23 protein-coding genes are annotated in these 23,636 nt (G+C 73.6%); 12 read left to right on the forward strand and 11 right to left on the reverse strand.

Annotated features, from left to right (window positions below; all coding sequences use genetic code 11):
• Nucleotides 1–151: 151 nt before the first annotated feature.
• Nucleotides 152–859 (reverse strand): TVP38/TMEM64 family protein, encoded by a 708-nt coding sequence (locus ABT122_RS16255; RefSeq protein WP_351551519.1) that lies wholly within the window; start codon nucleotides 857–859, stop codon nucleotides 152–154.
• A gap of 127 nt (nucleotides 860–986) precedes the next feature.
• Here ABT122_RS16255 and ABT122_RS16260 point away from each other — a divergent pair, with 127 nt between their 5' ends.
• The 3 genes from ABT122_RS16260 (at nucleotide 987) to ABT122_RS16270 (ending at nucleotide 3,747) form a co-directional block, all read left to right on the forward strand.
• On the forward strand, nucleotides 987–1,130 hold the full coding sequence (locus tag ABT122_RS16260) for a hypothetical protein (protein ID WP_351551522.1): 144 nt from the start codon (nucleotides 987–989) through the stop codon (nucleotides 1,128–1,130).
• A 108-nt stretch (nucleotides 1,131–1,238) separates the two neighbouring features.
• The gene (gene tuf, locus ABT122_RS16265) at nucleotides 1,239–2,408 is read left to right on the forward strand and encodes an elongation factor Tu (protein ID WP_351551525.1); all 1,170 of its coding nucleotides are present in this window, start codon (nucleotides 1,239–1,241) and stop codon (nucleotides 2,406–2,408) included.
• A gap of 493 nt (nucleotides 2,409–2,901) precedes the next feature.
• A complete protein-coding gene (locus ABT122_RS16270; protein ID WP_351551528.1) occupies nucleotides 2,902–3,747 on the forward strand; it encodes a spermidine synthase in 846 nt (281 codons plus the stop codon).
• On the opposite strand, the gene ABT122_RS16275 is transcribed toward ABT122_RS16270, so the two are convergent.
• Together ABT122_RS16275 and ABT122_RS16280 are read right to left on the reverse strand one after the other, a co-directional pair.
• Nucleotides 3,709–5,064, reverse strand: a complete 1,356-nt coding sequence (locus ABT122_RS16275) for an MFS transporter (RefSeq protein WP_351551531.1) — start codon at nucleotides 5,062–5,064, stop codon at nucleotides 3,709–3,711. The genes ABT122_RS16270 and ABT122_RS16275 overlap by 39 nt on opposite strands.
• Before the next feature lie 266 nt (nucleotides 5,065–5,330).
• Nucleotides 5,331–6,404, reverse strand: a complete 1,074-nt coding sequence (locus tag ABT122_RS16280; protein ID WP_351551534.1) for a DUF8017 domain-containing protein — start codon at nucleotides 6,402–6,404, stop codon at nucleotides 5,331–5,333.
• Nucleotides 6,405–6,869: 465 nt separating this feature from the next.
• On the opposite strand from ABT122_RS16280, the gene ABT122_RS16285 reads away from it, so the two are divergent.
• From ABT122_RS16285 to ABT122_RS16295, 3 genes are all read left to right on the forward strand, one after another.
• Nucleotides 6,870–7,322, forward strand: a complete 453-nt coding sequence (locus ABT122_RS16285) for a DUF4442 domain-containing protein (protein WP_351551537.1) — start codon at nucleotides 6,870–6,872, stop codon at nucleotides 7,320–7,322.
• Between the two features lie 63 nt (nucleotides 7,323–7,385).
• Nucleotides 7,386–7,919 carry a gamma carbonic anhydrase family protein gene (locus ABT122_RS16290; protein WP_351551540.1) on the forward strand — a complete coding sequence of 178 codons (534 nt, stop codon included), beginning with the start codon at nucleotides 7,386–7,388 and terminating at the stop codon, nucleotides 7,917–7,919.
• Nucleotides 7,920–8,131: 212 nt separating this feature from the next.
• Nucleotides 8,132–9,358, forward strand: a complete 1,227-nt coding sequence (locus tag ABT122_RS16295; RefSeq protein WP_351551543.1) for a cytochrome P450 — start codon at nucleotides 8,132–8,134, stop codon at nucleotides 9,356–9,358.
• Between the two features lie 36 nt (nucleotides 9,359–9,394).
• Here the strand turns inward: ABT122_RS16295 and ABT122_RS16300 are convergent, their stop codons facing one another.
• The 5 genes from ABT122_RS16300 to ABT122_RS16320 all read right to left on the reverse strand — a co-directional run bounded on the left by ABT122_RS16300 (nucleotide 9,395) and on the right by ABT122_RS16320 (nucleotide 13,893).
• Entirely contained in the window at nucleotides 9,395–10,669 is a 1,275-nt protein-coding gene (locus ABT122_RS16300; protein ID WP_351551546.1) for a cytochrome P450, read from the reverse strand.
• Nucleotides 10,666–11,280 carry a GTP-binding protein gene (locus ABT122_RS16305; protein WP_351551548.1) on the reverse strand — a complete coding sequence of 205 codons (615 nt, stop codon included), beginning with the start codon at nucleotides 11,278–11,280 and terminating at the stop codon, nucleotides 10,666–10,668. Before ABT122_RS16305 ends, ABT122_RS16300 begins: the two co-directional genes overlap by 4 nt.
• Nucleotides 11,261–11,623, reverse strand: a complete 363-nt coding sequence (locus tag ABT122_RS16310; RefSeq protein ID WP_351551550.1) for a DUF742 domain-containing protein — start codon at nucleotides 11,621–11,623, stop codon at nucleotides 11,261–11,263. The genes ABT122_RS16305 and ABT122_RS16310 overlap by 20 nt, the downstream gene beginning before the upstream one ends.
• Complete coding sequence (locus ABT122_RS16315) at nucleotides 11,620–12,036, reverse strand: roadblock/LC7 domain-containing protein (protein WP_351551552.1); 417 nt, start codon at nucleotides 12,034–12,036, stop codon at nucleotides 11,620–11,622. The genes ABT122_RS16310 and ABT122_RS16315 overlap by 4 nt, the downstream gene beginning before the upstream one ends.
• A 114-nt stretch (nucleotides 12,037–12,150) precedes the next feature.
• Complete coding sequence (locus tag ABT122_RS16320) at nucleotides 12,151–13,893, reverse strand: sensor histidine kinase (protein ID WP_351551555.1); 1,743 nt, start codon at nucleotides 13,891–13,893, stop codon at nucleotides 12,151–12,153.
• A 463-nt stretch (nucleotides 13,894–14,356) separates the two neighbouring features.
• Here ABT122_RS16320 and ABT122_RS16325 point away from each other — a divergent pair, with 463 nt between their 5' ends.
• A complete protein-coding gene (locus ABT122_RS16325) occupies nucleotides 14,357–15,106 on the forward strand; it encodes an acyltransferase (protein ID WP_351551558.1) in 750 nt (249 codons plus the stop codon).
• Between the two features lie 155 nt (nucleotides 15,107–15,261).
• Here ABT122_RS16325 and ABT122_RS16330 read toward each other — a convergent pair whose 3' ends face one another.
• Complete coding sequence (locus tag ABT122_RS16330) at nucleotides 15,262–16,128, reverse strand: DMT family transporter (protein ID WP_351551561.1); 867 nt, start codon at nucleotides 16,126–16,128, stop codon at nucleotides 15,262–15,264.
• Between the two features lie 92 nt (nucleotides 16,129–16,220).
• Between ABT122_RS16330 and ABT122_RS16335 the strand changes: the two genes are divergently transcribed.
• The gene (locus ABT122_RS16335) at nucleotides 16,221–16,808 is read left to right on the forward strand and encodes a helix-turn-helix domain-containing protein (RefSeq protein ID WP_351551564.1); all 588 of its coding nucleotides are present in this window, start codon (nucleotides 16,221–16,223) and stop codon (nucleotides 16,806–16,808) included.
• 36 nt (nucleotides 16,809–16,844) lie between these two features.
• The gene (locus ABT122_RS16340; RefSeq protein ID WP_351551567.1) at nucleotides 16,845–17,399 is read left to right on the forward strand and encodes a YbaK/EbsC family protein; all 555 of its coding nucleotides are present in this window, start codon (nucleotides 16,845–16,847) and stop codon (nucleotides 17,397–17,399) included.
• Nucleotides 17,400–17,553: 154 nt separating this feature from the next.
• On the opposite strand, the gene ABT122_RS16345 is transcribed toward ABT122_RS16340, so the two are convergent.
• Nucleotides 17,554–17,994 carry a CoA-binding protein gene (locus tag ABT122_RS16345; RefSeq protein WP_351551570.1) on the reverse strand — a complete coding sequence of 147 codons (441 nt, stop codon included), beginning with the start codon at nucleotides 17,992–17,994 and terminating at the stop codon, nucleotides 17,554–17,556.
• Between the two features lie 62 nt (nucleotides 17,995–18,056).
• Here ABT122_RS16345 and ABT122_RS16350 point away from each other — a divergent pair, with 62 nt between their 5' ends.
• Nucleotides 18,057–18,683, forward strand: a complete 627-nt coding sequence (locus ABT122_RS16350) for a YigZ family protein (protein WP_351551573.1) — start codon at nucleotides 18,057–18,059, stop codon at nucleotides 18,681–18,683.
• 87 nt (nucleotides 18,684–18,770) lie between these two features.
• On the opposite strand, the gene ABT122_RS16355 is transcribed toward ABT122_RS16350, so the two are convergent.
• Complete coding sequence (locus ABT122_RS16355; RefSeq protein WP_351551576.1) at nucleotides 18,771–19,931, reverse strand: YncE family protein; 1,161 nt, start codon at nucleotides 19,929–19,931, stop codon at nucleotides 18,771–18,773.
• Between the two features lie 355 nt (nucleotides 19,932–20,286).
• On the opposite strand from ABT122_RS16355, the gene ABT122_RS16360 reads away from it, so the two are divergent.
• Complete coding sequence (locus ABT122_RS16360; RefSeq protein WP_351551579.1) at nucleotides 20,287–21,456, forward strand: exonuclease SbcCD subunit D; 1,170 nt, start codon at nucleotides 20,287–20,289, stop codon at nucleotides 21,454–21,456.
• Nucleotides 21,453–23,636, forward strand: a 2,184-nt coding sequence (locus ABT122_RS16365) for an AAA family ATPase (RefSeq protein WP_351551582.1), incomplete at its 3' end; no start/stop codon positions are given. The genes ABT122_RS16360 and ABT122_RS16365, both read left to right, overlap by 4 nt.

Consider the following 23,636-nt stretch of genomic DNA (forward strand, 5'->3'; position numbering starts at 1 on the left):
GGCAGCGTAGCGTCCCGAGGTGAACACGGAGTGCCGTGTTGCCGTCGGAATTCCCGCGATCTTCTGTACGAACGGAGGTGCGGGCGGTGGCGCCGGCGGGCGTACGGGCGGTGGTGCGGGGAGCCCGCGCGGCGACCGCCCTGGTGGTCCGTCAGCTCGCGCGCAGACCATGCCGTTTACGCCAGGCGAGTGACGCCGCGATCAGACCGGTGACCACGATGAATCCCATCGCGATCAGAAAAGCCGGCGAAGTCGGGGACCCCGCGCGGGCACCCGCCACCACATAAGCGGCGGTGTTCGGAATGGACCCCACAGCCGTGGCCAGCAGAAACGGCGTATAACCCATACGGGAGACCGCGGCGCAGTAGTTGGCGGCGGCGAACGGAATACCGGGGAAGAGCCGTATCGCCAGCATCGACCGGAAGCCGTGCCGGCTCAACTGGCCGTCAGCGGCCTTGAGCACCTTGCCCTTCAGCAGGGGCCGCAGCGCGTCCTGTCCGAGCAGCCGGCCGAGAGTGAAGGCGATACCCGCGCCCAGCACGGTTCCCGCGAGCGCCGACACCAGCCCCGCCTGGGAGCCGAACAGCGCCCCCGCCGCCAGGTTGAGGATCGGCCGGGGCACGAAGGCGGCGGTGCACACCCCGTACGCCAGGGCGTACAGCACCACGGCCGCCGCCCCGCTCAGCCGGGCGGCCGGCCAGCCGTCCGAGAGCAGCCGCTGTGGCTCGTACAGCAGCACCAGGACTCCGGCCGAGGCCAGCATCAGCAGCAGGAGCGAAAGCCGTGACCACGGTGAGAGCAGCACCCTGGTACAGCGGAGGGCGAGACCGGAAGAGGGCCTGGGGACGGGCTCGAACATCCGGGGAGACTAACCGACGACCGGATGTGATCGCCGTAATGGCCCTCACCACCACGGCCTGGGGCCGTCCTCCCGGCGCCGGGAAAACCGTTCGACCGCCGACGGCCGGTCGGCGATTATTTGCTTCATGACCCGGTACGCCTTCCTCGCAGCGCCCCCCGCAGTCGCGGGCGCGCCGAAGGCTGCCGTCCTCCCCGCCACCCTCCTCACCAGCGGCGAAGCCGTTCTTCCTCCGGCCGTGGCCGCCATCGCCGGCGGCACCCGAAGCTGACCCTCTCCGGATCGTCCGGCGGGACCCCACAGGGGGAGGGTCGGCAGAGCCCGGGGGTCCTCACACGCTTCGCGCGATCTGCATCCGAGGGAAGTCACGGACAAGACCATGACCAAGACCGCGTACGTCCGCACCAAGCCGCACCTCAACATCGGCACCGTCGGCCATGTCGACCACGGCAAGACCACGCTGACCGCCGCCATCACCAAGGTCCTCAGCGAGCGCGGCACCGCCGGATTCGTCCCCTTCGACCGCATCGACAGGGCTCCCGAGGAGGCCCAGCGCGGCATCACCATCAACATCGCGCACGTCGAGTACGAGACCGACACCCGCCACTACGCGCACATCGACATGCCGGGCCACGCCGACTACATCAAGAACATGGTCACCGGGGCCGCCCAGCTCGACGGGGCGATCCTGGTGGTGTCCGCGCTCGACGGGGTCATGCCCCAGACCGCCGAACACGTCCTGCTCGCCCGCCAGGTCGGCGTCGACCACATCGTCGTCGCGCTCAACAAGGCCGACGCGGGCGACGACGAACTGACCGACCTGGTCGAGCTGGAGGTCCGGGAGCTGCTCACCGCCCACGGCTACGGCGGTGACACGGTTCCGGTCGTACGGGTCTCCGGGCTCGGGGCGCTGGCCGGCGAGCCGCGCTGGACCGCCTCCATCGAGGCCCTGCTCGACGCCGTCGACACCTATGTGCCGGTCCCCGTCCGCTACACGGACGCGCCGTTCCTCCTCCCGGTGGAGAACGTCCTCACCATCACCGGGCGCGGCACCGTCGTGACCGGCGCGGTCGAGCGGGGGACCGTGCGCGTCGGCGACCGCGTCCAGGTGCTGGGCGCGGACACCGAGACCGTCGTCACCGGGGTTGAGACCTTCGGCAAGCCGATGGAGTCGGCGGAGGCCGGTGACAACGTGGCGCTGCTGCTGCGCGGACTGCCGAGGGACGCGGTACGGCGCGGGCATGTGGTCGCGGCGCCCGGCAGCGTCACTCCGAGCCGTCGCTTCACCGCGCGGGTGTATGTGCTCTCGGGACGGGAGGGGGGTCGCACCACCCCGGTGTCCACCGGGTACCGGCCGCAGTTCTACATCCGCACGGCGGACGTGGTCGGGGACATCGACCTCGGTGAGGCGGCCGTCGCCCGGCCGGGCGAGACGGTCGCCATGACCGTCGAACTGGGGCGCGCCGTCCCGCTGGAGCCCGGCCTCGGCTTCGCCATCCGCGAGGGCGGCCGCACCGTCGGCGCGGGAACCGTGACGGGGGTCCTGTAGCCCCTGTCCCCCGCCTCCCCCGAAACGGGGGAGGCGGGGCTCCACCTTCCCGGCCCGCCAGGCCACCGACCTCACCTTGCCCGGCACCCCTTCCGGCCTGTGTCCGGCATCGATCCCGCTCTGTGCGGTCACCCTTTCCGGCCTGTGTCCTGGACCCGTTCCGTCCGGTCCGGTTGCTCATCCCAGCCTGTCCGGCGTTTGAGGACGGACCTTGGTGCCGGGGACGTCGCACCGGTCCGATCTGCCTCGGCACCGGTCCTGCCCTGTGCGGTCACCCTTTCCGGCCTGTGTCCTGGACCCGTTCCGTCCGGTCCGGCCGCTTATCCCAGCCTGTCCGGCGTTTGAGGACGGACCCTGGTGCCCGGGACCCCGCACCGGTCCGATCTGCCCCGGCACCGATCCCGCTCTGTGCGGCCACCTATCCCAGCCCGCCCGGGTCCGGAGGACAAGCCCCCCGGCCCACCCCACCCCCTCGCTGTACGACAATGCCCCCGTGGACGAGCCCATCCCCGTAACCCGCCCCGTGGATCACGGCACCGCCAAGCTGATGCCCGACATCGACCGGGCACACGCCTGGCTGCTGACGGTCGACGGCGCGCCCCAGTCTTATGTCGACCTCGACGACCCCACCCATCTGGAGTTCGAGTACGCCCGCAGGCTCGCCCATGTCATCGACTGCCACACCCCCGACGGCACCCCGCTCGACGTGCTCCACCTCGGGGGCGGCGCGCTGACCCTGCCCCGCTATGTCACCGCCACCCGCCCCGGCTCACGGCAGCAGGTCGTCGAGGCCGACCGGGGGCTGCTCGACCTGGTCGCGGAGGTGCTGCCGCTGCCCGCCGGCTCGGACACCGGCGTCCAGGCGGCCGACGCGCGCGACTGGGTCGAACGGGCGCCGGCCGGCTCGGCCGATGTCGTCGTCGCCGATGTCTTCGGCGGCTCACGCGTCCCCGCTCATCTGACCTCCGTCGAGTACGCCCGTGCCGCCGCCCGGGTGCTGCGCCCCGGCGGGGTCCACGCAGCGAACCTCGCCGACGGAGCGCCCTTCGCCTTCCTCCGCTCCCAGCTCGCCACCTTCGGCACGGTCTTCGCGGAACTCGCGCTCATCGCCGAACCGGCGGTGCTGCGCGGCCGGCGCTTCGGCAATGTGGTGCTCCTCGCCTCCGACACCCCCGCCGATCTCGCCGCCCTCGCCCGCCGGGCCGCGGCCGACCCCTTCCCCGCCCGCGTGGTCCACGGGGCCGCCCTGGCCCGGCTCACCGGCCGCGCGGCACCGGTCACGGACCGGACCGCCCGGGCGTCACCCGAGCCGCCCCACGGCTCCTTCGGCATCGGCTGACCGCCCGGCGGCCTCCCCCGGGGCCCGCTCCGGGACCGGCTCGGCGACGGGCCCCGGAGTCCGCGGCGCCTCGGCCGGCTCCCGGCGGTGCGTCAGATTCCGTACCTCGGGCACCAGCAGCACCAGCGCCGTCACCAGCACGATCAGCGCCGAACACCCCCACAGGGCCGTGCCGCGCCCGAAGGCGCTCTCCGCCGGTCCGGCGAGCGCCGTGGCCACCGGGAGCATCGCGGTGGAGCCGAACCAGTCGTACGCCGAGACCCGGGAGAACTTGTCCTCGGGTATCTCCTGGTGCAGGGCCGTCATCCAGGTGACGCCGAAGACCTCGATCGCGATCCCGCTCACCAGCATCACCAGCGCCAGCCCCGCGGGCGACAGCGGCACCGCGAGCGCCGCCGACGGCGCGGCGAGCGGGAAGACGCAGAGCGTCCCGGCGAGCAGCAGCCGGCGCGGCTTCCAGCGCATCATCAGCACCGCGCCGAGGACGGTGCCCACGCCGAACGCGGCGAGCGCCAGCCCCCAGGGGCGCGCCCCGCCCAGTTCGTCCCGGGCGACCAGCGGTCCGTAGACCCCCTCCGCCGCGCCGACGACGGCCACGACCACGGTGAACTGGATGATGATCGCCCACAGCCACGGCCGGCCGGCGACCTCCCGCCACCCCTCGCGCAGATCGGAGACGAGCCCGCCGCCGGCGGTGCGCGGGGCGATATGGCTGACATCGAGGAAGGCGCGGAGGGCACCCGCGACCGCGAAAGCGGCGGCGTCCACGGCCAGTACCCAGCCGGGACCGATCGCCGCGATCATGGCGCCGCCGAGTGCCGCGCCGCCGATGGCCGCGCCGTGTGTGGCCATCCGGAAGAGCGCGAAGGCGCGGCTGGCCTGCTCGCCGCTGACGCTGGAGAGCAGCATGCCCTCAGCCGCCGGGTTGAAGAACGCCGTACCGGTGCCCGCCAGCGCGGTCAGCGCCATCATCTGCCAGAGCTGTGGCTCCCCGGCGAGCACCAGGACGGCGAAGGCCGCCTGGGAGACGCAGTTGAGGGCGTTGGCGGCGACCATCACCCGGTGGCGGGGCACCCGGTCGGCCACCGCGCCGCCGATCAGCAGGAAGAACACGAGCGGTACGGTGCGCGCAGCGGCGACCAGACCCACCTCCCGGGCGCCGCCACCCGTCTCGATCACCGCGAACGCCGCGGCGATCAGCGAGCCGTGGCTGCCGAGGTTGGTGACGATCGCCGCCCCGGTCAGCAGGGTGTAGTTGCGGCCGGCCCAGGCGGGCCGGGCGAAACGGGTGCGGGGCGGGGCGGAGGGTTTCGTCACCCTGGGACTATGCCTGCCGCCGTCCCCGTCACTCAAAGGAATTTCCGGCCTGCGGGCGGGCCCCGCATCCCTCGGGCCTCCCGCCCGCCGGGGAGCCGGCCTCGCCGGGGGTGTTCACCCGGCCCGCCGGGCCCGGAGCGGCCGGTGTCCCCTCGCGCCGCCGGAGGGCCGGACCGAGACCGGTGCGAGCCCGGCCCCCGAAAACCTGCTGCCTTCCCCTCCGCCCCGCCCTGCCCCGCAGGGACACCTGCCCCGCCGGTGTCCCCTCAGCCCGCCGGCTTCCCCACCGCCCGCAAGGTGGACAGCACCCGGTCGATCGTCGCGTCCGGGACCTCGTCGGGGACGCCCGCGGCGGCGTACAGCACCCAGGTCCTGAACTCCCCGGTGGCGTCCTTGAAGGTGAACGCCACCGACTTGCCGTCACTGGCGCACTTCGACTTCTTCCGGACCCCGTCCGCCGTCGCCGTCGCCCTGCTGCCGCGCAGTCCCGACGCGGTCGTGTAGGGCTTGGCCGGGGTGATGGAGACGGTGCCCTTGGGCTCCTTCTGCGCGAAGGCGCCCCACGCCCAGACGCCCGCCTCGTTGTAGGCGGCCGTCCGGGTGTCCTTGGCGCCCTTGCCGCCCTTGGTGCCGGCGGTGGCCAGCCCGGAGGTCCGGGTCAGCCCGCCCGAGTCGTCGATGCACCACCTGGGCTTCAGATGGGCCGGGGCGGACATGGTGACCAGGGGGACCCCGCCGCCCTTCTTCTCGTCCTCCAGGAAGGTGCTGATCCCGGCGCCGGCGACGGTCCACTGGGGCGGTACGTCGAACCGGGTGCCGTGCTTGGGGTTGGTGACCACCTTCCAGCCCGGGATGGTCGGCTCGACGTCCTCCGTCCCGCGCGGGTTCTCCGCCGGTGACGAGGGCGCGCCCGCTGCCCCGTCGGCCGGGGACGGCGGTACGGAGGTGCTCGTACCGTCCTGGTCCGAGGCGTTCGCCGCCGGGGCCTTGCCGTCCGTGTCCCCGCCGGTCCCGTTGTCCCGCAGGACCACGGTCGCGGTGATCACGGCGGCGGCGACCACCGCCGTGGCGGCCACGATCGCGACCAGCGCGGTCCGCCCGCGTCCGCCACCGCCCCCCGGACCCCCGGGGGCGGCGGTGGCCATGGGCCGCGCCACGGTCGGCTGGGTGTAGGGGTTCGGCTGCTGAAACCCGGGCTGGTGATACGGATTCGGCTGCTGGTACGGGCCGGGTGGCTGCTGCCCCGGCCGCTGGTACGGGTTGGGCTGCTGCTGCCCCTGCTGGTACGGGTTGGGCTGCTGCGGGTTCTCGCCCCCGGGCGGCTGCTGTCCTGGCCACATGGCGAGTAACCATAGAGGCGCGGTGTCACACAGGCCACTTCCGCCCCGCCGGAAGCCCGGGTTCCCGGCGCGGGACCGGCGCGGGACCGGCGCGGAACCGGCGCGGGACCGGCGCGCAACCGGCGCGGCGGCGGCCCGGATCGCCGAGCACCTGGGGCCTTCCGCTGGGATCTTGCTGGGCTCGCGTGCCCTGGCACCGCGCCCCGCCGCGTCGTCGCCCATCGCCCCTGTGCCCCTGTGCCCCTGTGCCCGCGTGCCCTTTGGCGGGCGCGGAAGGTGCCCCCACCGCGGTGGCTCAGTCCTCCGCCCCGCGACGCACGGCACCGGACCCCGCTCACTGATCCGGCCCGATCCAAACGGAAGACCCTGGTCCGCCGCGGACCCGGGAGACCGGGAGCCCGGGCGCTCCCCATCGCCGGACCGCGGGGATGGCCAACCGTACTACCCGCCGGTAACATCGCGGCCATGAGCGCTGATCAGATGTCCGTCGGCGAGATGCTCGCCGCCACCGTCCCCATGGCCCGCACCCTCAACCTCGCCTTCCTGGAGACCACCGCCGAACGCGCGGTGCTGCGCCTGCCGGACCAGAGCGACTTCCACAACCATGTCGGCGGCCCGCACGCCGGCGCGATGTTCACCCTCGCGGAGTCGGCGAGCGGTGCCGTCGTCCTCGCCGCCTTCGGCGACCAGTTGAGCCGCGCCGTCCCGCTCGCCGTCCGGGCCGAGATCGGCTACAGGAAGCTGGCGATGGGCGAGGTCACCGCGACCGCGACCCTCGGCCGGCCCGCCGCCGATGTCGTCGCCGAACTGGACGGCGGCGGCCGGCCCGAGTTCCCGGTGCATATCGCCATCCAGCGCGCGGACGGCGCCGTCACCGGCGAGATGACCATCGTCTGGACCCTGCGCCCCCACTCCTGATCACCCGCTGGGTAGGCTGCCCGGCGTGCGCCGCTGGGGTGCGCGCCGGGAGGGGAGCGGGCGATGACGGCACAGGCATGGATCGCGGGCGTGGGCGGCAAGGACCCGGACATCGCGCCGGACGCCTTCACCGCCCCCACCTCCGTGGTGGTCGGCGAGGTCACCCTCGGCCCCGGCTCCGGTGTCTGGTACCACGCGGTGCTGCGCGCCGACTGCGGCCCCATCGTCATCGGCGCCGGCTCCAACATCCAGGACAACTGCACGGTCCATGTCGACCCCGGCTTCCCGGTGTCGGTCGGCGAGCGGGTCTCCGTCGGCCACAACGCCGTGCTGCACGGCTGCACGGTCGAGGACGATGTCCTCATCGGCATGGGCGCGACCGTGCTCAACGGCGCCCGCATCGGCGCAGGCTCCCTCGTCGCCGCCCAGGCGCTGGTGCCCCAGGGGATGCGGGTTCCGCCGGGCTCCCTGGTCGCGGGGGTGCCCGCGAAGGTCCGGCGCGAGCTGACCGGGGAGGAGCGCGCGGACATCGTCCGCAACGCCGCCCTGTACCAGGAGCTGGCCGGGGCGCACCGCGAGGCGACCCCCAGGGGCTGACGCGGATCGATCCGTGGCGGACCCGGTTCCGCCGGACCGGTCCGGCGCTCATTCAGGATGAATCGCCCTCATTCCGGACCAAACGGCCGACCGAGCCGCCTCCGGAACCGCCGCGCGCGGCACAACAATCAAATTCGGCCAAGATCCATCTGTTTTGGCCGACGAATGGTCAATAACGTGGTGCATGTAGTCCGTTACCCAAGGGAGCGTCCATGGTCACCACCCACCACATTCCCGACATCCTGTCGCCCGAGTTCGCCGCGAACCCCTACCCGGTGTACAGCGCGATGCGGGAGAGCGCCCCTCTCCTGTGGCATGAACCGACGCAGAGCTATCTCATCTCGCGGTACGAGGACGTCGAACGCGCCTTCAAGGACAAGGAGTCGCTCTACACCACGGACAACTACGACTGGCAGATCGAGCCCGTCCACGGCAAAACGATCCTTCAGCTCAGCGGCCGGGAGCACGCCGTGCGCAGGGCGCTGGTCGCCCCCGCCTTCCGGGGCACCGACCTCCAGGAGAAGTTCCTCCCGGTGATCGAGCGCAACGCCCGCGACCTCATCGACACCTTCCGCCACACCGGCTCCACCGACCTGGTCAGCTCCTTCGCCACCCGCTTCCCGGTCAATGTCATCGCCGACATGCTCGGCCTCGACAAGGCCGACCACGCCCGCTTCCACGGCTGGTACACCACCGTCATCGCCTTCCTCGGCAACCTCGCCGGGGACCCCGAGGTCGCGGCGGCCGGTGAGCGCACCCGCGTCGAGTTCGCCGAGTACATGTTCCCGATCATCCGCGAGCGCCGGGAGAACCTCGGCGACGACCTGCTCTCCACGCTCTGCGCCGCCGAGGTCGACGGGGTGCGGATGAGCGACGAGGACATCAAGGCCTTCTGCAGCCTGCTCCTGGCGGCCGGCGGGGAGACCACCGACAAGGCCATCGCCAGCATCTTCGCCAATCTGCTCGGCCACCCGGAGCAACTGGCCGCCGTGCGCGAGGACCGCTCGCTGATCGGCCGGGCCTTCGCGGAGACCCTCCGCCACACCCCGCCGGTCCATATGATCATGCGTCAGACCGCGGCCGATGTGACGGTCAGCGGCGGTACCATCCCCGCCGGAGCCACCGTCACCTGTCTGATCGGCGCGGCCAACCGCGACCCCGACCGCTACCGCGAGCCCGACACCTTCGACCTCTTCCGCGACGACCTCACCACGACCACCGCCTTCTCCGCCGCCGCCGACCATCTGGCCTTCGCGCTCGGCCGCCACTTCTGCGTCGGGGCGCTGCTCGCCCGGGCCGAGGTGGAGATCGGTGTCGGCCAGCTCCTCGACGCCATGCCGGATCTGCGGCTCGCCGAGGGCTTCGAACCCCGGGAACAGGGAGTCTTCACCCGGGGCCCGGCCTCGCTGCCCGTGCGCTTCACCCCGACGGCGGGGTGACCCGGCGCCCGCTCCCGGTGCGGCGCCGGGCGCCACTCACCGTACGACCGGTGTGAAACGCACCGGGAGCGAGGTCAGCCCGCGCATCCAGATCGACGGGCGCCAGGTCAGCTCCTCCGGCTCCACGGCGAGCACCACGTCCGGCAGCCGCTCCATCAGTGTCTCGACCGCCGTACGGGCGATGACATCGGCCAGCAGCGGCGCCGGGTACGGGCAGCGGTGCTCGCCGTTGCTGAAGGAGAGATGGGCCGAGTTCTCGGCGCCGATGTGCCCCTCGGGCCAGATCTGCGGATCGGTGTTGGCCGCCGCGAGCCCCAGCACCACGCAGTCCCCGGCCCGGATCTGCCGCCCGCCGAGCTGGGTGTCGCGCACCGCCCACCGGCCGATGAAGTTCTGGGTCGGGGTGTCCAGCCAGAGGACCTCGTTCAGGGCCTGGCCGACGCTGAGCCGCCCCCCGGAGACATTGAGCGCGAACCGGTCGTCGGTGAGCAGCAGCCGCAGCGTGTTGCAGATCCAGTTGGCGGTCGGCTGCTGGGCGGCGGCGATCACCGAGATCAGGTCCTGGACGATCTCGTCGTCCGTCAGACCGGCCGGATGGGTGAGCATCCGCGAGGTGACATCCGGCCCCGGGTCCGCCCGCTTCTCCTTGACCAGCCGCTGAATCCGCTCCTGCACACGGACGTAGGCGGCCACCGGGTCGTCGCCCTCCCCGGCGTCCAGCGAAATCCGCAGATCCGTCACCAGATCCTCGGTGTCCTCGCCCCCGGCGGGCATCCCGCACATCTGGACCGCGGCGCGCATCGGCAGCGCGTGGGCGTACGAGGCCATCAGCTCGGCCCGTCCGCTGCCGGCGAAGGAGTCGATCAGCTGGTGGGCGATGGCCCGCGACCACTGCGCCAGCTCGAACTGGTCGACCCCCTCCAGGGCCTGGGTGATCACCCCGGCCCTGCGCTGGTGCTCGGGCCCCTCGGTGAACAGCACGGAGGGCTGGTAGCCGACGAACGGCATCAGCGGCCAGTCCGGCGGGATGTTCGGCCACTGGTTCCAGCGGCGGGAGTCACGGGCGAAGAGCTCGTCATGGCCGGTCACATAGCTGACCTCGGCGTACCCGAGCACCAGCCAGGCCGGCACCCCGCCGTCGAGCAGGATCGGAGCGACCGCCCCGTGCTCCCGGCGCAGGGAGCGGTACAGCTCGGAGGGGGTCTGCTGGAACTCCAGCCCGCTGAGCGGGATCGCGCCCCCGTGGGCGGGACAGCCCGCCGGCGGGCCGCCGCCGGGCCCGCGGGAGTCGTATCCGGTGCGTTCGGTCATGATGTCGTCTCCCTGGCCCTGGCCAGTTCGTGAAGGTGGTCGACAAGGCTGATCAGAACCTGCTTGCCGGACGAGCGGACCCGGGCGTCGCACTCGATCAGCGGCACATGGGCGGGGAGCGCCAGCGCCTGGCGGATCTCCTCCAGCGAGAACGCCGCGTGGTCGCCGTCGAAGCGGTTGACCGCCACCACGAACGGGGTCCGGTGGTGTTCGAGCCGGTCGACGGCGTACCAGGAGTCGCTCATCCGGCGGGTGTCGACCAGCACCACGGCACCGAGCGTCCCGGAGAAGAGGCCGTCCCACAGGAACCAGAAGCGCTCCTGGCCCGGGGCGCCGAACAAGTACAGCACCATGCGTTCGTTCAGGGATATCCGGCCGAAGTCGAAGGCCACCGTGGTGGTGGTCTTCCCGCTGAGGCCGGCGGGCTCGTCCACCCCGATGCTCGCCTGGGTCATCACCTCCTCGGTGTTCAGCGGTCGGATCTCGCTGACCGATCTCACCAGGGTGGTCTTGCCGACCCCGAAGCCGCCCACGATGACGATCTTCAGTCCGGTGTCGGCGGATTCGGCCAGCGGGGTGCGGCCGGGCAGTTCAGAGATTGCGGAGTCCATGGAGCACCTCCTCCAAGAGGGCCGAGTCGGGCAGATCGACGAGTGAGCGACCCACCCGGGGATGCCGGGCGGTGATCCGCCCCGTCGACTGGAGATCGCCCAGCAGGATGCGCACCACCGTGATCGGCAGCTTCAGCTCGGCGGAGATTTCCACGACCGCGATGGGGCGGCGGCACAGTTCGAGAATCCGTACATGTTCCGACTGCATTCCCGGTGTCGGTTCGCACTCGCTGACGACCAGGGTCACCAGGTCGAACTTCTCGTCATCGGCCCGGCTGCGGCCACCGGTGACGGTATAGAGCCGGTCGGGGTCACCCAGGTCGACGGGGCGGCGCGGCGTCATGAAAGCCGGTTCTCCGAGGGGGTGCGCGGTTCCGCCCGGAGATGCTCGCCGATCTGCTCGACCAACTCGGTCATCTGGTGGCCCACGGCACCGGGGTCCGCCCCGTCATCGGCGACGACGGCCAGATGCGCGCCCGCGCCCGCCTCCACGATGAAGAGCAGCCCGCCGTGGAACTCGGTCATCGAGTGCCGTACGCCGCCGTTGCCGTTGCCGAACTCGACCGAGGCGCCCTGGGCCAGGGCCTGGATGCCGGAGCAGATCGCGGCGAGCTGGTCGGCCTGGTCGAGGGTGAGATGGGGGGTCCAGCAGAGCTTGAGCCCGTCCCGGGAGAGCACCAGGGCGTGGCGAGTGCCCGGGGTCCGGTCGAGCAGGCTTTCCAGTAGCCAGGTCAGGCTGTTGTCGGTGGTCTGCATGAGCTGCGTGGGGCGGTGTCGCCGGACGGTCCGGCCACCGGCCCGTGCCTCCTGTCCGCGTAGACATCAGGGGTGGTTCGGGGTGTGGTTCATCAGGGGCACCCGCCCCGGCGGTCACTGCTCCGGCGATCCGTCCCGCCGGTCGTCCTGGGCCTTGCGTGCCCGGTGGAAGGCGCCGAACTGGGTCCCGGCGTCCCGCCCGGGCCGGGTGGGGGCGGACGCACCGGCGGAGCGGGCGTCCGGCTCCGGGCGGCCCCGGTCGGCGGCGGCCATGGTGCGCCCCGGAGGGCGTACGGGCAGACCGCCCGGGGTCGCGCCCCGGGGGGCGTCGGGGGCCGGGGGCGGCAGGGGGCGCTGGGCGGGTACGGCGGGGTCCGGCATCCGCGCGGCAGGCGCGGTCACCGGGGCCGGCGCGGGCGCCTGGGGGTGCTCGCGGGCCCGCTCGGCCGTCCGGACCGGCGCGGCGGCGGGCGCCTGGGGGCGCTGCTCCACCGGCTCCGGGGCGGCCGTCCGCGTCTGGTGCAGCAGTTGCGGCGGGAAGAGCACCACGACCCCGGTGCCGCCGCGCGACGAGGGCCGGAAGCTCACGCTCATGTGGTACTTGGAGGCCAGCAGGCCCACCACGACCAGTCCGAGCCGGGTGCTCTGCAGATGGGCGAGATCCTGGAAGCGGCCGGAGACGGCCTCCTCGGCGCGCCGCATCGCGGCGTCGGCCATCTTCAGTCCGCTGTCCTCGATGGTGACGACCAGTCCGGCCGTGCGCTCCTCCACATAGACATGGACCTCGTCGATGGGCGGGGAGAAGTTGGCCGCGTTGTCCATCAGCTCGGCGAGCAGATGCATCACGCCCTCGGCGGCGTAGCCGGCGACGGCCGCGGTGCTGGTGGAGTGCAGCCGGACCCGCTGGTAGGCGGCGATCCGGCCGACGGCGCCGCGCAGGATGGACTCCATCACGATCGGCTTGTTCCACGCCCGGCTCGCCCGGCCGCCCATCAGCAGCGCCAGCCGGTCGGTGAGCAGACCGAGCTGTGAGGTGTTGTGATCGAGCCGGAGCAGATCCCCGAACACCTCTTCGCTGTGACGATCCTGCATGTCGCGGAGATCGGCCAGCATGCTCACGGCCTTGGCCTGAACCCGGCTCAGCACCTTGGCGCTCGCGCCCTGGGCCGCCGCCGCGCGGCGCTCGCTGAAGGCGAACTCCCGGACCACCAGGTCCAGGATCGCCCGCAGCCGCGCATCGGCCGGCGGGTCCAGCTCGGCCAGCGCGGTACCGGCGGACGCCCCGCCGCGCAGCCGCTCGATGGCGGCGGGCAGGGTCGCGCCGGTCAGCCGGTCCAGCTCGCCCGCCGCCCGGTTCAGCTGCTGTACGGCTCCGGCGCGCCCGGACTCCGCCGTCGCGGCCCGCAGTTCACCCGCGGCCAGTTCGGCCGCGAACAGCTGGAGCATCCGGCGGAGCTGGGGGTCCGACGGCGGGGCCGTGGCGGCGACCGCCGAGCCCGCGCTCTCGCCGTCCCGCAGCCGCTTGACGACGGTGGGGAAGGTGACATTGGTCAGATGGGCGGATTCCGCGGCGGACCGCGACGACTGGGCCTGGACCGAGCGGAGTTCGGCGGTGGTGGCGGCCGCGGCGGAGTGGGCCCGGCGCGCGCTCATGACTCCCACGGCCACGGTCACGGCCACCCAGACCCAGGCGGCCAGGGCGGTGACGGCGACCCAGGAGCGGGCCGCGTCCGGTGCCGCCGCTGTCGCCGCGCCGCCGGCCGCCCCGGCCAGGACGACCGAGACCAGCGGTACGGCCGTGGACTGGGGCCGAGGTGTTCGTATCCTGCGCGGTTTGGGGGCGACTGGCACTGACATGCGGTCCCTCGTTGCTTGGATCGGCAGAACACAGGCGCGGTCACCAAAAGTTGACGGTGATCTTCCGCACGTATGTCGCGCTCATGGTAGTCACGTGCCATGGCCAACGAGTCCGGTCGGGGCCCCGAGCACGCAGAACGGTTGACTTAGTCCCGAAGTGACCGCCTCGGCGGATGGATCGTGATAGACGGCGAATTCCACAGGAACCCTTCGGTGGTGCCGAGAACCCCGTCCGGGCCGACGGTGCGGGGCCCCCGGGCGCGGAGATCCCGCCGAACGGCCTGATTCCGAAGGGTCGACCGGCGGGTTCGAGCGTCGGTTTTCAGCCATCCGCTGAGGCGTCCGGAGGGTGCGGGGGCCGCTCCGGGGAGGCGGGGCACGGACCGCCGGAGCCCCCTCCATGGGGCGAACATCACAGCCCGGGTCCCTGAACGGCCCAGGTCCCGCCGATTACCGTGACCGGGTGCCCAGAAACAGAAACACGTTCTCCTCGCCTGCGCGCTGGTGGCGGAGCGCGGTCAGCCGCGCCGTCCACCGTGGCTGGCAGTGGACGCAGCGGGCGGGCGCCGTCACCGCCGAGCGCCCCGGCCGGCTGCGGTTCCGCCGGCTGGGCCACGGCACCCGGCTGGCCTTTCCGCAGGGCACCGTCTTCGGCGAGGCGTGGATCGAGCTGGGCGACCACTGCGTCATCGGCGAGCAGGTCACCCTCACGGCGGGCATGATGCCCGGCCTCGACCTGGGCGCCGATCCGATCCTGACCCTCGGCGACGGGGTCGTCCTCGGCCGGGGCAGCCATGTCATCGCCGACACCCGGGTCTCCATCGGCTCGGACACCTACTGCGGCCCGTATGTCTACATCACCTCCACCAACCACAGTTACGACGACCCGCACGAGCCCGTCGGCAAGCAGTGGCCGCGCACCGAACCGGTGGAGATCGGACCCGGCTGCTGGCTGGGGACCGGAGCCGTGGTGCTGCCCGGCGCGCGGCTCGGCCGCAATGTCGTGGTCGCGGCGGGAGCGGTCGTACGCGGAGAGGTGCCCGACCACTGTGTGGTGGCCGGGGCCCCCGCGCGGGTGGTGCGGAGCTGGGACCCGGTCGAGGGCTGGCGCCCCCCGCTGCGGACACCGGCCCCGGTGCCGCTCCCGGACGGCATCACCCCGGAGCAGCTGCTCGCCCTCGCCGAGCTGGAGAGGTCCGAGGACGGCTCCTGACCCCGGGGCGGCTCCCGCCTCGCCGAACCGCTCCCGCCCCCGCCGGGCCGCTCCCGCTTTCCCCGAACCGCTCCCGCCCCCGCCGGGCCGCCCCCGCTTTCCCCGAACCGCTCCCGCCCCCGCCGGGCCGCCCCCGCTCCCTCGGGCCGCCCCGTTCACTTCGTGGCGAGCAGTACGGTGCCCACCAGGGCGAGGCCCGCGCCCGCCGCCTGCACCACCCGCAGCCGCTCCCGCAGCAGGACCAGCGCCGCCAGGACCGTCACCACCGGGTAGAGATTGGCCAGCACGGCCGCGACCGTCACCGGACCGCTCTGCGCGGCGATCGAGTAGGTGCCGTTGGCCGCCACATCCGCGAGCCCCACGAAGGCGAGCGCGGGGAGCGAGGCCCGTACGACCGGCCATCCGCCGTCCTCCGGCAGCGCCCGCGCGCCGCGCGCGACCGAGGCGTACAGCGCCGCACCGCCGACCGCCACATTGGTGACCCGCTGGACGAAGAGCGCGAGGAACAGCCCGGTGAGCGTGGCCGACGCCTCGGCGATCAGCGCCATCACCGCGCCGAAACCGAGCGCGGCGACGAGGGTGAGCGCGATGGCCTGCCGCCGCACGGGCGCCCCGCGCAGCTCGGGCCCCCCGGCGAGGACGATCCCCGCCACGGCGACCCCGATCCCGGCGAACTGGAGCAGCCCGGGCCGCTCGCCCAGGAGCAGCCCGACGCCGATGGGCACGGCGACACCGAGCGAGCCCAGCGGGGAGACCACCCCCATCGGCCCCAGCGCGAGCGCCTTGTAGAAGCAGAGCATCGCCACCGGCCCGACGACCCCGGCGCCCACCGCGTACCAGAGCTGCGGTCCGGCCTCCCGCCACGCGCCCGTGGCCACCACGACCACCCCGAGGACGGCCACCGCGAGGGACTGCGAGACCACCACCACGGTCAGCGCGGGCACCCGCCGGGTCAGCAGCCCGCCGCCGAAGTCGGCCAGCCCCCAGAGCAGAGCGGTGGCCAGGGCGAACAGTGCGGTCATGGCGGCCTCGCAGTACCGTGCGGTGAACGATGGAGTTCAGCACACGGTAGTGCGGTATTTTTGACCCTGTCATTCAACACGATGGACGGAATGTGTCGGATCTCGACCAGCTCACCCAGGCGCTCGCCCGCAACCTCAAACGCCGGCGCGCGGAGCGGGGACTCACCCTCGACGCCCTCGCCGCTCTCGCCGGGGTCAGCCGGGGAATGATCATCCAGATCGAGCAGGCCCGGACCAACCCCAGTGTCGGCACCACGGTGAAGCTCGCCGACGCCCTCGGTGTCTCCCTCACCACCCTGCTCGACTACGAACAGGGCGCACAGGTCCGGGTCGTACCGCCCGAACAGGCGGTGCGGATGTGGTCCACCTCCACCGGCAGCCACACCAGGCTGCTGGTCGGCGCCGAGCGGCGCGGACCGCTGGAGCTGTGGGGGTGGCGGCTGATGCCCGGGGACGGCAGCGAGTCCGACGCGCACCCCGAGGGGACGGTGGAGCTGATCCATGTCACCCGGGGGGAGCTGACCCTGGTCGTCGACGGGGAGCCCCACTCCCTGCCCGCCGGGACCTCGGCGACCTTCGAGGCGCACACCCCGCACGCGTACCGCAACGACGGCACGGAGGTGGTGGAGATGACCATGGCGGTCTCGGTTCCGCCCCTGCGGGGAGCCGCGACGGCGTGATTCCCGGCCCCCGGCGGACGCTGTTAACGTGCCGTGATGCGCGCTCCCCTGGGAACCTTCGACAACGCCCGCCCCGCCGCCGACTGCCTCGATCTGCTGCCGCCACCGGTCGCCGCCGCCGTCGGCGGCTGGACCGGGGACGTCCCCGTGGACCAGCTGATCTTCGTGGACACCGACCCCTCCATCGCCGACACCGCCGTCTTCGCCGAGCACCACGGCCCGGAGCTGCTCGACACCTCCGCCAACTGCGTGGTGGTCGCGGGCAAGCGGGGCAGCGAGGTCACGCTCGCGGCCTGTGTCGTGCTCTCCCGGACCCGCGTCGATGTCAACGGCGCCGTCCGCAGACATCTCGGCGCGCGCAAGGCGTCGTTCGCGTCCATGGAGACGGCGATCGGCGCGACGGCGATGGAGTACGGCGGCATCACCCCCGTCGGCCTGCCCGCCGGCTGGCCCCTGCTCCTGGACAGCGCGGTCGTCGACGCCCCCTGGGTGCTGATCGGCAGCGGCAACCGGCGCGGAAAGCTGATCGTCCCCGGCAAGGCGCTCGCGGGGCTCCCGGGCGCGGAGATCCTCGACGGGCTGGGGATCTAGGAAGTTTCTTTCGGGTCGGGCCGGATCGGCGAGGCGCGGTGCCGGGGCTCGCGAGCCCGGCACGATCCGAAAGAGACGACCCAGGTCGCCTCTCCCGGCCCCTGCCGGGCTGGTCCGAAAGAACCTCCCCGGCGGGCGCCTCCCGGGGAGAGGGTCATCGGGCGGTGCCCGCCGCGTCCGGGCCGAGCGCGGGGATCTCGATCGCGGGGCAGCGGTCCATCACCATGTCGAGACCGGCCGCCCGGGTCCTGTCGTACGCCCGCTCGTCGACGACACCGAGCTGGAACCAGACCGCCTTCGCGCCGATCGCCACGGCCTCGTCCGCGACCCGGCCCGCCAGCTCCGCGTTGACGAAGACATCGACGACATCGACGGGGAAGGGGATCTCCGCGAGCGACGCGTACCCCCGCTCGCCGTGGACGGTCTCCGCCTTCGGGTGCACCGGCACCACCCGCTTGCCGAACCGCTGGAGGACCCGGGCCACCCCGTACGCCGCCCGGGACTCGTTCGAGGAGAGGCCCACGACCGCCCAGGTGTCGCCCGTCGAGGTCAGAATCCGGTGGATCGCCTCGCTCACCGCTGCGTCTTGACTCATGGTGACGACAACGGGCGACCCGGGCGGAGCATTCCCCTCCGGGCGCCGCATAGGGTGGACGGATGCAGGAGCAGTACCGGACGGTCGCCCGCGAGGGCGTGCACGAGACAGAGATCAACAGATCGCGCTTCATCTGCGCGCTCGCACCCGCCGCGACCGAGGAGGAGGCCCAGGCCTTCATCGCCCGCGTCCGCGGGGAGCACGCCACCGCAACGCACAACTGCTTCGCGTATGTCATCGGCGCCGACGCCTCCGTCCAGAGGGCGAGCGACGACGGCGAGCCCGGCGGGACCGCCGGAGTGCCGATGCTCCAGATGCTGATGCGCCGGGAGGTCCGCTACGCGGTCGCCGTCGTCACCCGCTACTACGGCGGCGTGAAACTCGGCGCGGGCGGGCTGATCCGGGCGTACGGGGGAGTGGTCGGCGAAGCCCTGGACACCCTCGGCACCCTCACCCGGCGGCGCTTCCGGCTCGCCACCGTCACCGTCGACCACCAGCGCGCCGGCAAGCTGGAGAACGATCTGCGCGCCACGGGACGGGTGGTGCGCGAGGTGCGGTACGGGGAGCGCGTCACGATCGAGATCGGGCTTCCGGACGCGGAGGTCGAGACCTTCCGGGGCTGGCTGGCGGACGCCACGGCGGGGACGGCCGGCTTCGAACCCGGCGGGGAGGCGTACGGCGACCTCTGACCGTTCCCGCCCACGCCGGCCGGGGAGCGAACGCGCCCCCCGACGCTGGTCGCCCGGGCCGGGGAGAGGGCCGGCCACCGGTCCCGGTCACGGCAGGACGGTGATCCCGAGCGGCCGGGAGCCGCCGGGCAGCCGGCGCGTCGTCGCGTCGGCCAGATCCACGACGGTGATCCCGTCCCAGTGTCCGTCCCGGGTGAAACCGCCGCTCACGTAGGCGGTGCGCCCGTCCTCCGACACGGCGACATCCTCGTGCGGGCCCTCCAGCGGAATGACCCTCTCCGTGCCGTCCTGCGCGCGTACCGTCAGGGAGGCCCCGGCGTCGTCCGGGCCGATCGGCCCGGTGCCGACCGCGAGCAGGGTCCCGTCCGGGGTCAGCGCGGCGCCGTGCTGATGGGTGTTCGCGGTCATCGGCTCGATGCCGACCTCGCCGGTGCGCGGGTCGAGCACGGCCAGCCGCTCCCCCTCGAAGGGCAGCAGCAGCCGGCCGTCCTCCCGGACCGCCGCGTAGTGCGGCTTGAGCCAGGAGCCGAGGCCGCCCTCGGTGCCGTAGGGGGCGACCTCGAAGCGGCGGGCGGCCGGCGATCCGGTGCGTACGGCCGTCACGTCGAAGGAGTCGTGATTGGTCGCGTACACCTCACGGCCGTCGGGGGAGACATCGATGTCGAAGGGGCGCCGCCCCACCGGGACGGTGTCCACGACCTTCCGGGCCGAGGTGTCGACGACCTCCAGCACTCCCGGCCCGCCGGGCACATTGACCCCGGTGTACAGCCGCTTCCCGTCCGGCGCGAGCGCGATCCCCATCCCGCCGCCCCGGTACTCCCCGTCGGTCACCGGACCGGTCCGGGTGCGGTACGGAATCCTGCCCAGGCTCTCGCGGGTGCGGGTGTCCACCACCGCGACGCCCTCGGCGGTGGCGACCCAGGCCCGCCCGTCCGCGCCCACCGCCAGGCCGTACGGTGCCGTACCGACGCGTACGGAGGCGAAGGGCCCGCGCTCGGGGTGCAGGAAGGTCACGGTGTCCCCGCCGAAGTCGGCCACGAGCAGGGTGCCCGGGGGTGTGTCGCGGCCCGGGTTCCGGTCGGCCGGAACCGGAACCGGAACCGGCGCGGAAGAGGAAGCGGACGGGGGCGGCGCCGGGGCCGTTCTGCCGGCCCCCGCCCCGGGAGCCGGCGCCCCGGGAGCCCCCGTCCCGCAGCCGGCCAGCACCCCCGCCAGCACCGGCACCAGCAGCAGGGCCCGCCGCCTCACCGGGCGCTCCCCGGCGGCCGGGCCGTCTCCAGTGACCGGTGCTGCTCGGATCTCACGGGCTCGCTCCCCTCGACGCGGTACGGACACGGGTGGCTCCGCCCGGCGTCGCGCGGAGCCCCGTGCTCCATCCTCCGCCACCACCGGCCCGGGTCCGCTCCCCGCACCGGACGACAGCGCCGTCATCCGATCGGCCGATGCGCCGCGCGGCGCGCTCGGGGCCGTCCCGAATCCGGGGGCCGTGGCGGAGACGGGGCGCATTCCCGCTAGCGTGGGGGGAGCCGATGGCGGGCCCCGTGCCGGGCGGGTGCGGAAACCAGGGGCGGAGAAAGGGAAACATGCAGGTCGGAGCGGTCTCTTGAGGCTTCTGCACACATCGGACTGGCATCTGGGACGCTCCCTGCACCGGGTCTCCATGCTGGAGGCCCAGGCCGCTTTCCTCGATCACCTGGTGATGACCGTCCGTGAGCACCGGGTGGACGCGCTGCTGGTCGCGGGCGATGTCCACGACCGCGCCGTGCCGCCGCTCGCCGCGATCGAGCTCTTCGACCGGGTGCTGCACCGCCTCGCCGCCGAGGGCGTGCCCACGGTGATGATCTCCGGCAACCACGACTCGGCCCGCCGGCTCGGTGTCGCGGCCGGGCTGATCGAGCGCGCGGGCATCCATCTGCGGACCGACCCCGCCGGCTGCGCCACCCCGGTGATCCTCTCCGACGACCACGGCGATGTCGCGTTCTACGGAGTGCCCTATCTCGAACCCGCCCTGGTGAAGGACGAGCTGTCGGCCGCCGGGGCCCAGCACGAGGCCGTGATCGCCGCCGCCATGGACCGGGTCCGCGCCGATCTCGCGACCCGGCCGGCCGGCACCCGCTCCGTGGTCCTCGCGCACGCCTTCGTCGCCGGCGGGGAGCCCAGCGACAGCGAGCGCGACATCACCGTCGGCGGGGTCAGCGCCGTGCCCGCGGGGGTCTTCCACGGCGTCGACTACACCGCGCTCGGGCATCTGCACGGCTCCCAGACCATCAACGCCCGGGTGCGCTACTCCGGTTCCCCGCTCGCGTACTCCTTCTCGGAGGCCGGCCACCGCAAGACGATGTGGCTCGTCGACCTCGGACCCGGCGGCGAGATCGACGCCCGGCGCCTCGACTGCCCCGTGCCCCGACCCCTCGCCCGGCTGCGCGGCACCCTCACCGGACTGCTGGAGAACCCCGCGCTCACCCGGCACGAGGAGTCCTTCGTCGAGGCGACCCTCACCGACCCGGCCCGCCCCGCCGACCCCATGGCCCGGCTCGGGGAGCGCTTCCCGCACACCCTGAGCCTGCGCTTCGAGCCCGAGCGCGAGAACGCGGACGAGGGTGTCTCGTACGCCCAGCGGCTGAAGGGCCGGGCGGATCAGCAGATCGCCGAGGACTTCGTGGCCCATGTGCGCGGCGGCAACGGGCCCGACGGACCGGAGCGGGCCGTGCTGCGCGAGGCCTTCGACGCGGTCCGGGTCGACGACGCCGTACAGGAGAGGGCGGGCCGATGAGGCTCCACCGGCTGACCATCACCGCCTTCGGGCCCTTCGGAGCCGCGCAGGAGATCGACTTCGACGCCCTGTCCACCGGCGGGATCTTCCTCCTGCACGGGCAGACCGGCGCCGGCAAGACCTCTGTGCTGGACGCCGTCTGCTTCGCCCTGTACGGGGCGGTGCCCGGCGCCCGGCAGAGCCCCGGCACCTCCCTGCGCAGTGACCACGCCGGGCCCGGCACCCTCACCCGGGTCGTGCTGGAGCTGACCATCGGGGGCCGGCGGCTGGAGATCACCCGGCTGCCCGCCCAGCCGCGCCCCAAGAGGAACGGCAAGGGCTTCACCACCGAGCGGGCGCAGAGCACCCTGCGCGAGTACGACCCGGCGACCGCCGCCTGGCAGGGGCTGAGCAAGTCCCACCAGGAGATCGGCGAGGAGCTGACCCAGCTCATCGGGATGAGCCGCGACCAGTTCTGCCAGGTGGTCCTGTTGCCCCAGGGCGACTTCGCCCGTTTTCTGCGCGCCGACGCCGAGGCCCGGGGCAGACTTCTCGGCAGGCTCTTCGACACCCGCCGCTTCGCCGCCGTCGAGGAGCACATCGCCGACCGGCGGCGCGCGGCGGAGGCCCGGGTGAGGTCGGGGGACGAACGGCTCCTCGCCACCGCGCACAGGATGGAGCAGGCGGCGGGACCGGACCCCGGGGAGTGGCCGCCGCCCCGGCAGCAGCCCGGCGATCCGGGACTCGCCGGCGCCGTCCTGGAGTGGGCCGCCGTCGCCCGCTCCGGCGCGCTGGAGCACCGCGACATCGCCGGCCTCGCGCTGAGCCGGGCCGAGAGCCGGGGAGCCGCCGCCCGGCGCGCACTGGAGGACGAGCGCGAACTCGCCGGGCTCCAGCGGCGGTACGAGGAGACCCACCGCCGCCGTGCCGCGCTCCAGGAGCGGCGGGGCGCGCACGAGAGCGCGCTGGCCGCCCTCGAACGCGCCCGCAGGGCGGACCGGGTCGCCCCCGCGCTCCGGCTGCGGGACGAGACCGAGCGGGAGCACCGCACGGCGACCGCGGCCCTGGACCGGCTCCGGGACCGGTTGGAGCCCGGTCTGCGGGACGCGGGCGCGGAGCACCTCGCGGAGGTCGAACAGCGGCTGCGACAGGATCTGGGCGGGCTGGACGCCGCGCGCAGGGCCGAGCGGCGCAGCGCCGAGATCACTCGCGAACAGGACGAACTGGACCGCTTGGCCGGCGCCGACGACAGCGTCCTCCAGGACGCGGAGGCATGGCTGGCCCAGTGGGAGGTCCTCCGCCACGAGCACCGCGAACGCCTGTCCGCCGCGCGGGAGGCCGTGCTGCGCGCCGAGAACCTCGCGGGCCGGCTCGCCCCGGCCCGCGACCGGCTGCGCGCCGCCCGCGACCGCGACCGGCTCGCCGCCGAGGCGGCCGGGGCGGAGCAGCGGCTGCGCGCCGCCCGCGACCGGGCCGGTGAGGCCCGTGAGAGCTGGCTCGACCTCAAGGAGCGCCGACTGCTCGGAATGGCGGCGGAGCTGGCGTCCGCGCTGGCCCCGGGCGAGCCCTGCGCGGTCTGCGGCTCCGCCGAACACCCCGCTCCGGCCCGGCCGTCCGACGACCGGGTGGACCCGGCGCGGGAGGACGCGGCGTACGGGGAGTACACCCGGGCCGAGGCCGCCCGGTCGGCGGCGGAACGCGAACGGGCGGTGACCGGCGAGGCCCTGGCCTCCGCCCGCGACCGCGCCCGCACCGCCGGTTCCGGCCCCGATGACGGTCCCGGTGACGGTTCCGGGAGCGGCCCCGGCGACGGGGCCGGCCGGGAGCCCGCCGTGGGCGAACTGGAGGAGCTGGTCGCGCGGCTGGAACGGGAGCACGGCGAGGCCCGTCTCCTCGCGTCGGGCACCCATACGGCGCAGGAGGCCCTCGACCGGGCCGAGCGCGAACACCGGGAGCGGCTCGACGCCCGGCAGCAGGTGGAGCGGCGGGCCGCCGCCCGCACCTCCCGGCGCGAAACCCTCGACCAGGAACAGACCGCGCTCACGCGGGAGCTGGCCCGGACGCACGACACCGTCACCTCCGGCCAGATCTATCTGGACGACACCGAGTCCTCCTCGAAGAGAGGCAGTTCGGTGACGCCCGGCACCCCGAGCGGCACGGCGAGCAGCAGCAGATCGAGCCGTCCGCAGGTCAGTCCCTCC

The organism is Streptomyces sp. NPDC001985 (assembly GCF_040296845.1).
In the GTDB taxonomy this organism is placed as follows: Bacteria; Actinomycetota; Actinomycetes; order Streptomycetales; family Streptomycetaceae; genus Streptomyces.

Excerpts from the sequence above, each read along its gene's own strand:
- ABT122_RS16330 (WP_351551561.1), bottom strand. The coding sequence starts at position 16,128 with ATGACCGCACTGTTCGCCCTGGCCACCGCTCTGCTCTGGGGGCTGGCC.
- ABT122_RS16340 (WP_351551567.1), top strand. The coding sequence starts at position 16,845 with ATGCGCGCTCCCCTGGGAACCTTCGACAACGCCCGCCCCGCCGCCGAC.
- ABT122_RS16295 (WP_351551543.1), top strand. The coding sequence starts at position 8,132 with ATGGTCACCACCCACCACATTCCCGACATCCTGTCGCCCGAGTTCGCC.
- ABT122_RS16310 (WP_351551550.1), bottom strand. The coding sequence starts at position 11,623 with ATGACGCCGCGCCGCCCCGTCGACCTGGGTGACCCCGACCGGCTCTAT.
- ABT122_RS16305 (WP_351551548.1), bottom strand. The coding sequence starts at position 11,280 with ATGGACTCCGCAATCTCTGAACTGCCCGGCCGCACCCCGCTGGCCGAA.
- ABT122_RS16350 (WP_351551573.1), top strand. The coding sequence starts at position 18,057 with ATGCAGGAGCAGTACCGGACGGTCGCCCGCGAGGGCGTGCACGAGACA.
- ABT122_RS16255 (WP_351551519.1), bottom strand. The coding sequence starts at position 859 with ATGTTCGAGCCCGTCCCCAGGCCCTCTTCCGGTCTCGCCCTCCGCTGT.
- ABT122_RS16345 (WP_351551570.1), bottom strand. The coding sequence starts at position 17,994 with ATGAGTCAAGACGCAGCGGTGAGCGAGGCGATCCACCGGATTCTGACC.
- ABT122_RS16300 (WP_351551546.1), bottom strand. The coding sequence starts at position 10,669 with ATGACCGAACGCACCGGATACGACTCCCGCGGGCCCGGCGGCGGCCCG.
- ABT122_RS16315 (WP_351551552.1), bottom strand. The coding sequence starts at position 12,036 with ATGCAGACCACCGACAACAGCCTGACCTGGCTACTGGAAAGCCTGCTC.
- ABT122_RS16260 (WP_351551522.1), top strand. The coding sequence starts at position 987 with ATGACCCGGTACGCCTTCCTCGCAGCGCCCCCCGCAGTCGCGGGCGCG.
- ABT122_RS16285 (WP_351551537.1), top strand. The coding sequence starts at position 6,870 with ATGAGCGCTGATCAGATGTCCGTCGGCGAGATGCTCGCCGCCACCGTC.
- ABT122_RS16290 (WP_351551540.1), top strand. The coding sequence starts at position 7,386 with ATGACGGCACAGGCATGGATCGCGGGCGTGGGCGGCAAGGACCCGGAC.
- tuf (WP_351551525.1), top strand. The coding sequence starts at position 1,239 with ATGACCAAGACCGCGTACGTCCGCACCAAGCCGCACCTCAACATCGGC.
- ABT122_RS16320 (WP_351551555.1), bottom strand. The coding sequence starts at position 13,893 with ATGTCAGTGCCAGTCGCCCCCAAACCGCGCAGGATACGAACACCTCGG.
- ABT122_RS16280 (WP_351551534.1), bottom strand. The coding sequence starts at position 6,404 with ATGTGGCCAGGACAGCAGCCGCCCGGGGGCGAGAACCCGCAGCAGCCC.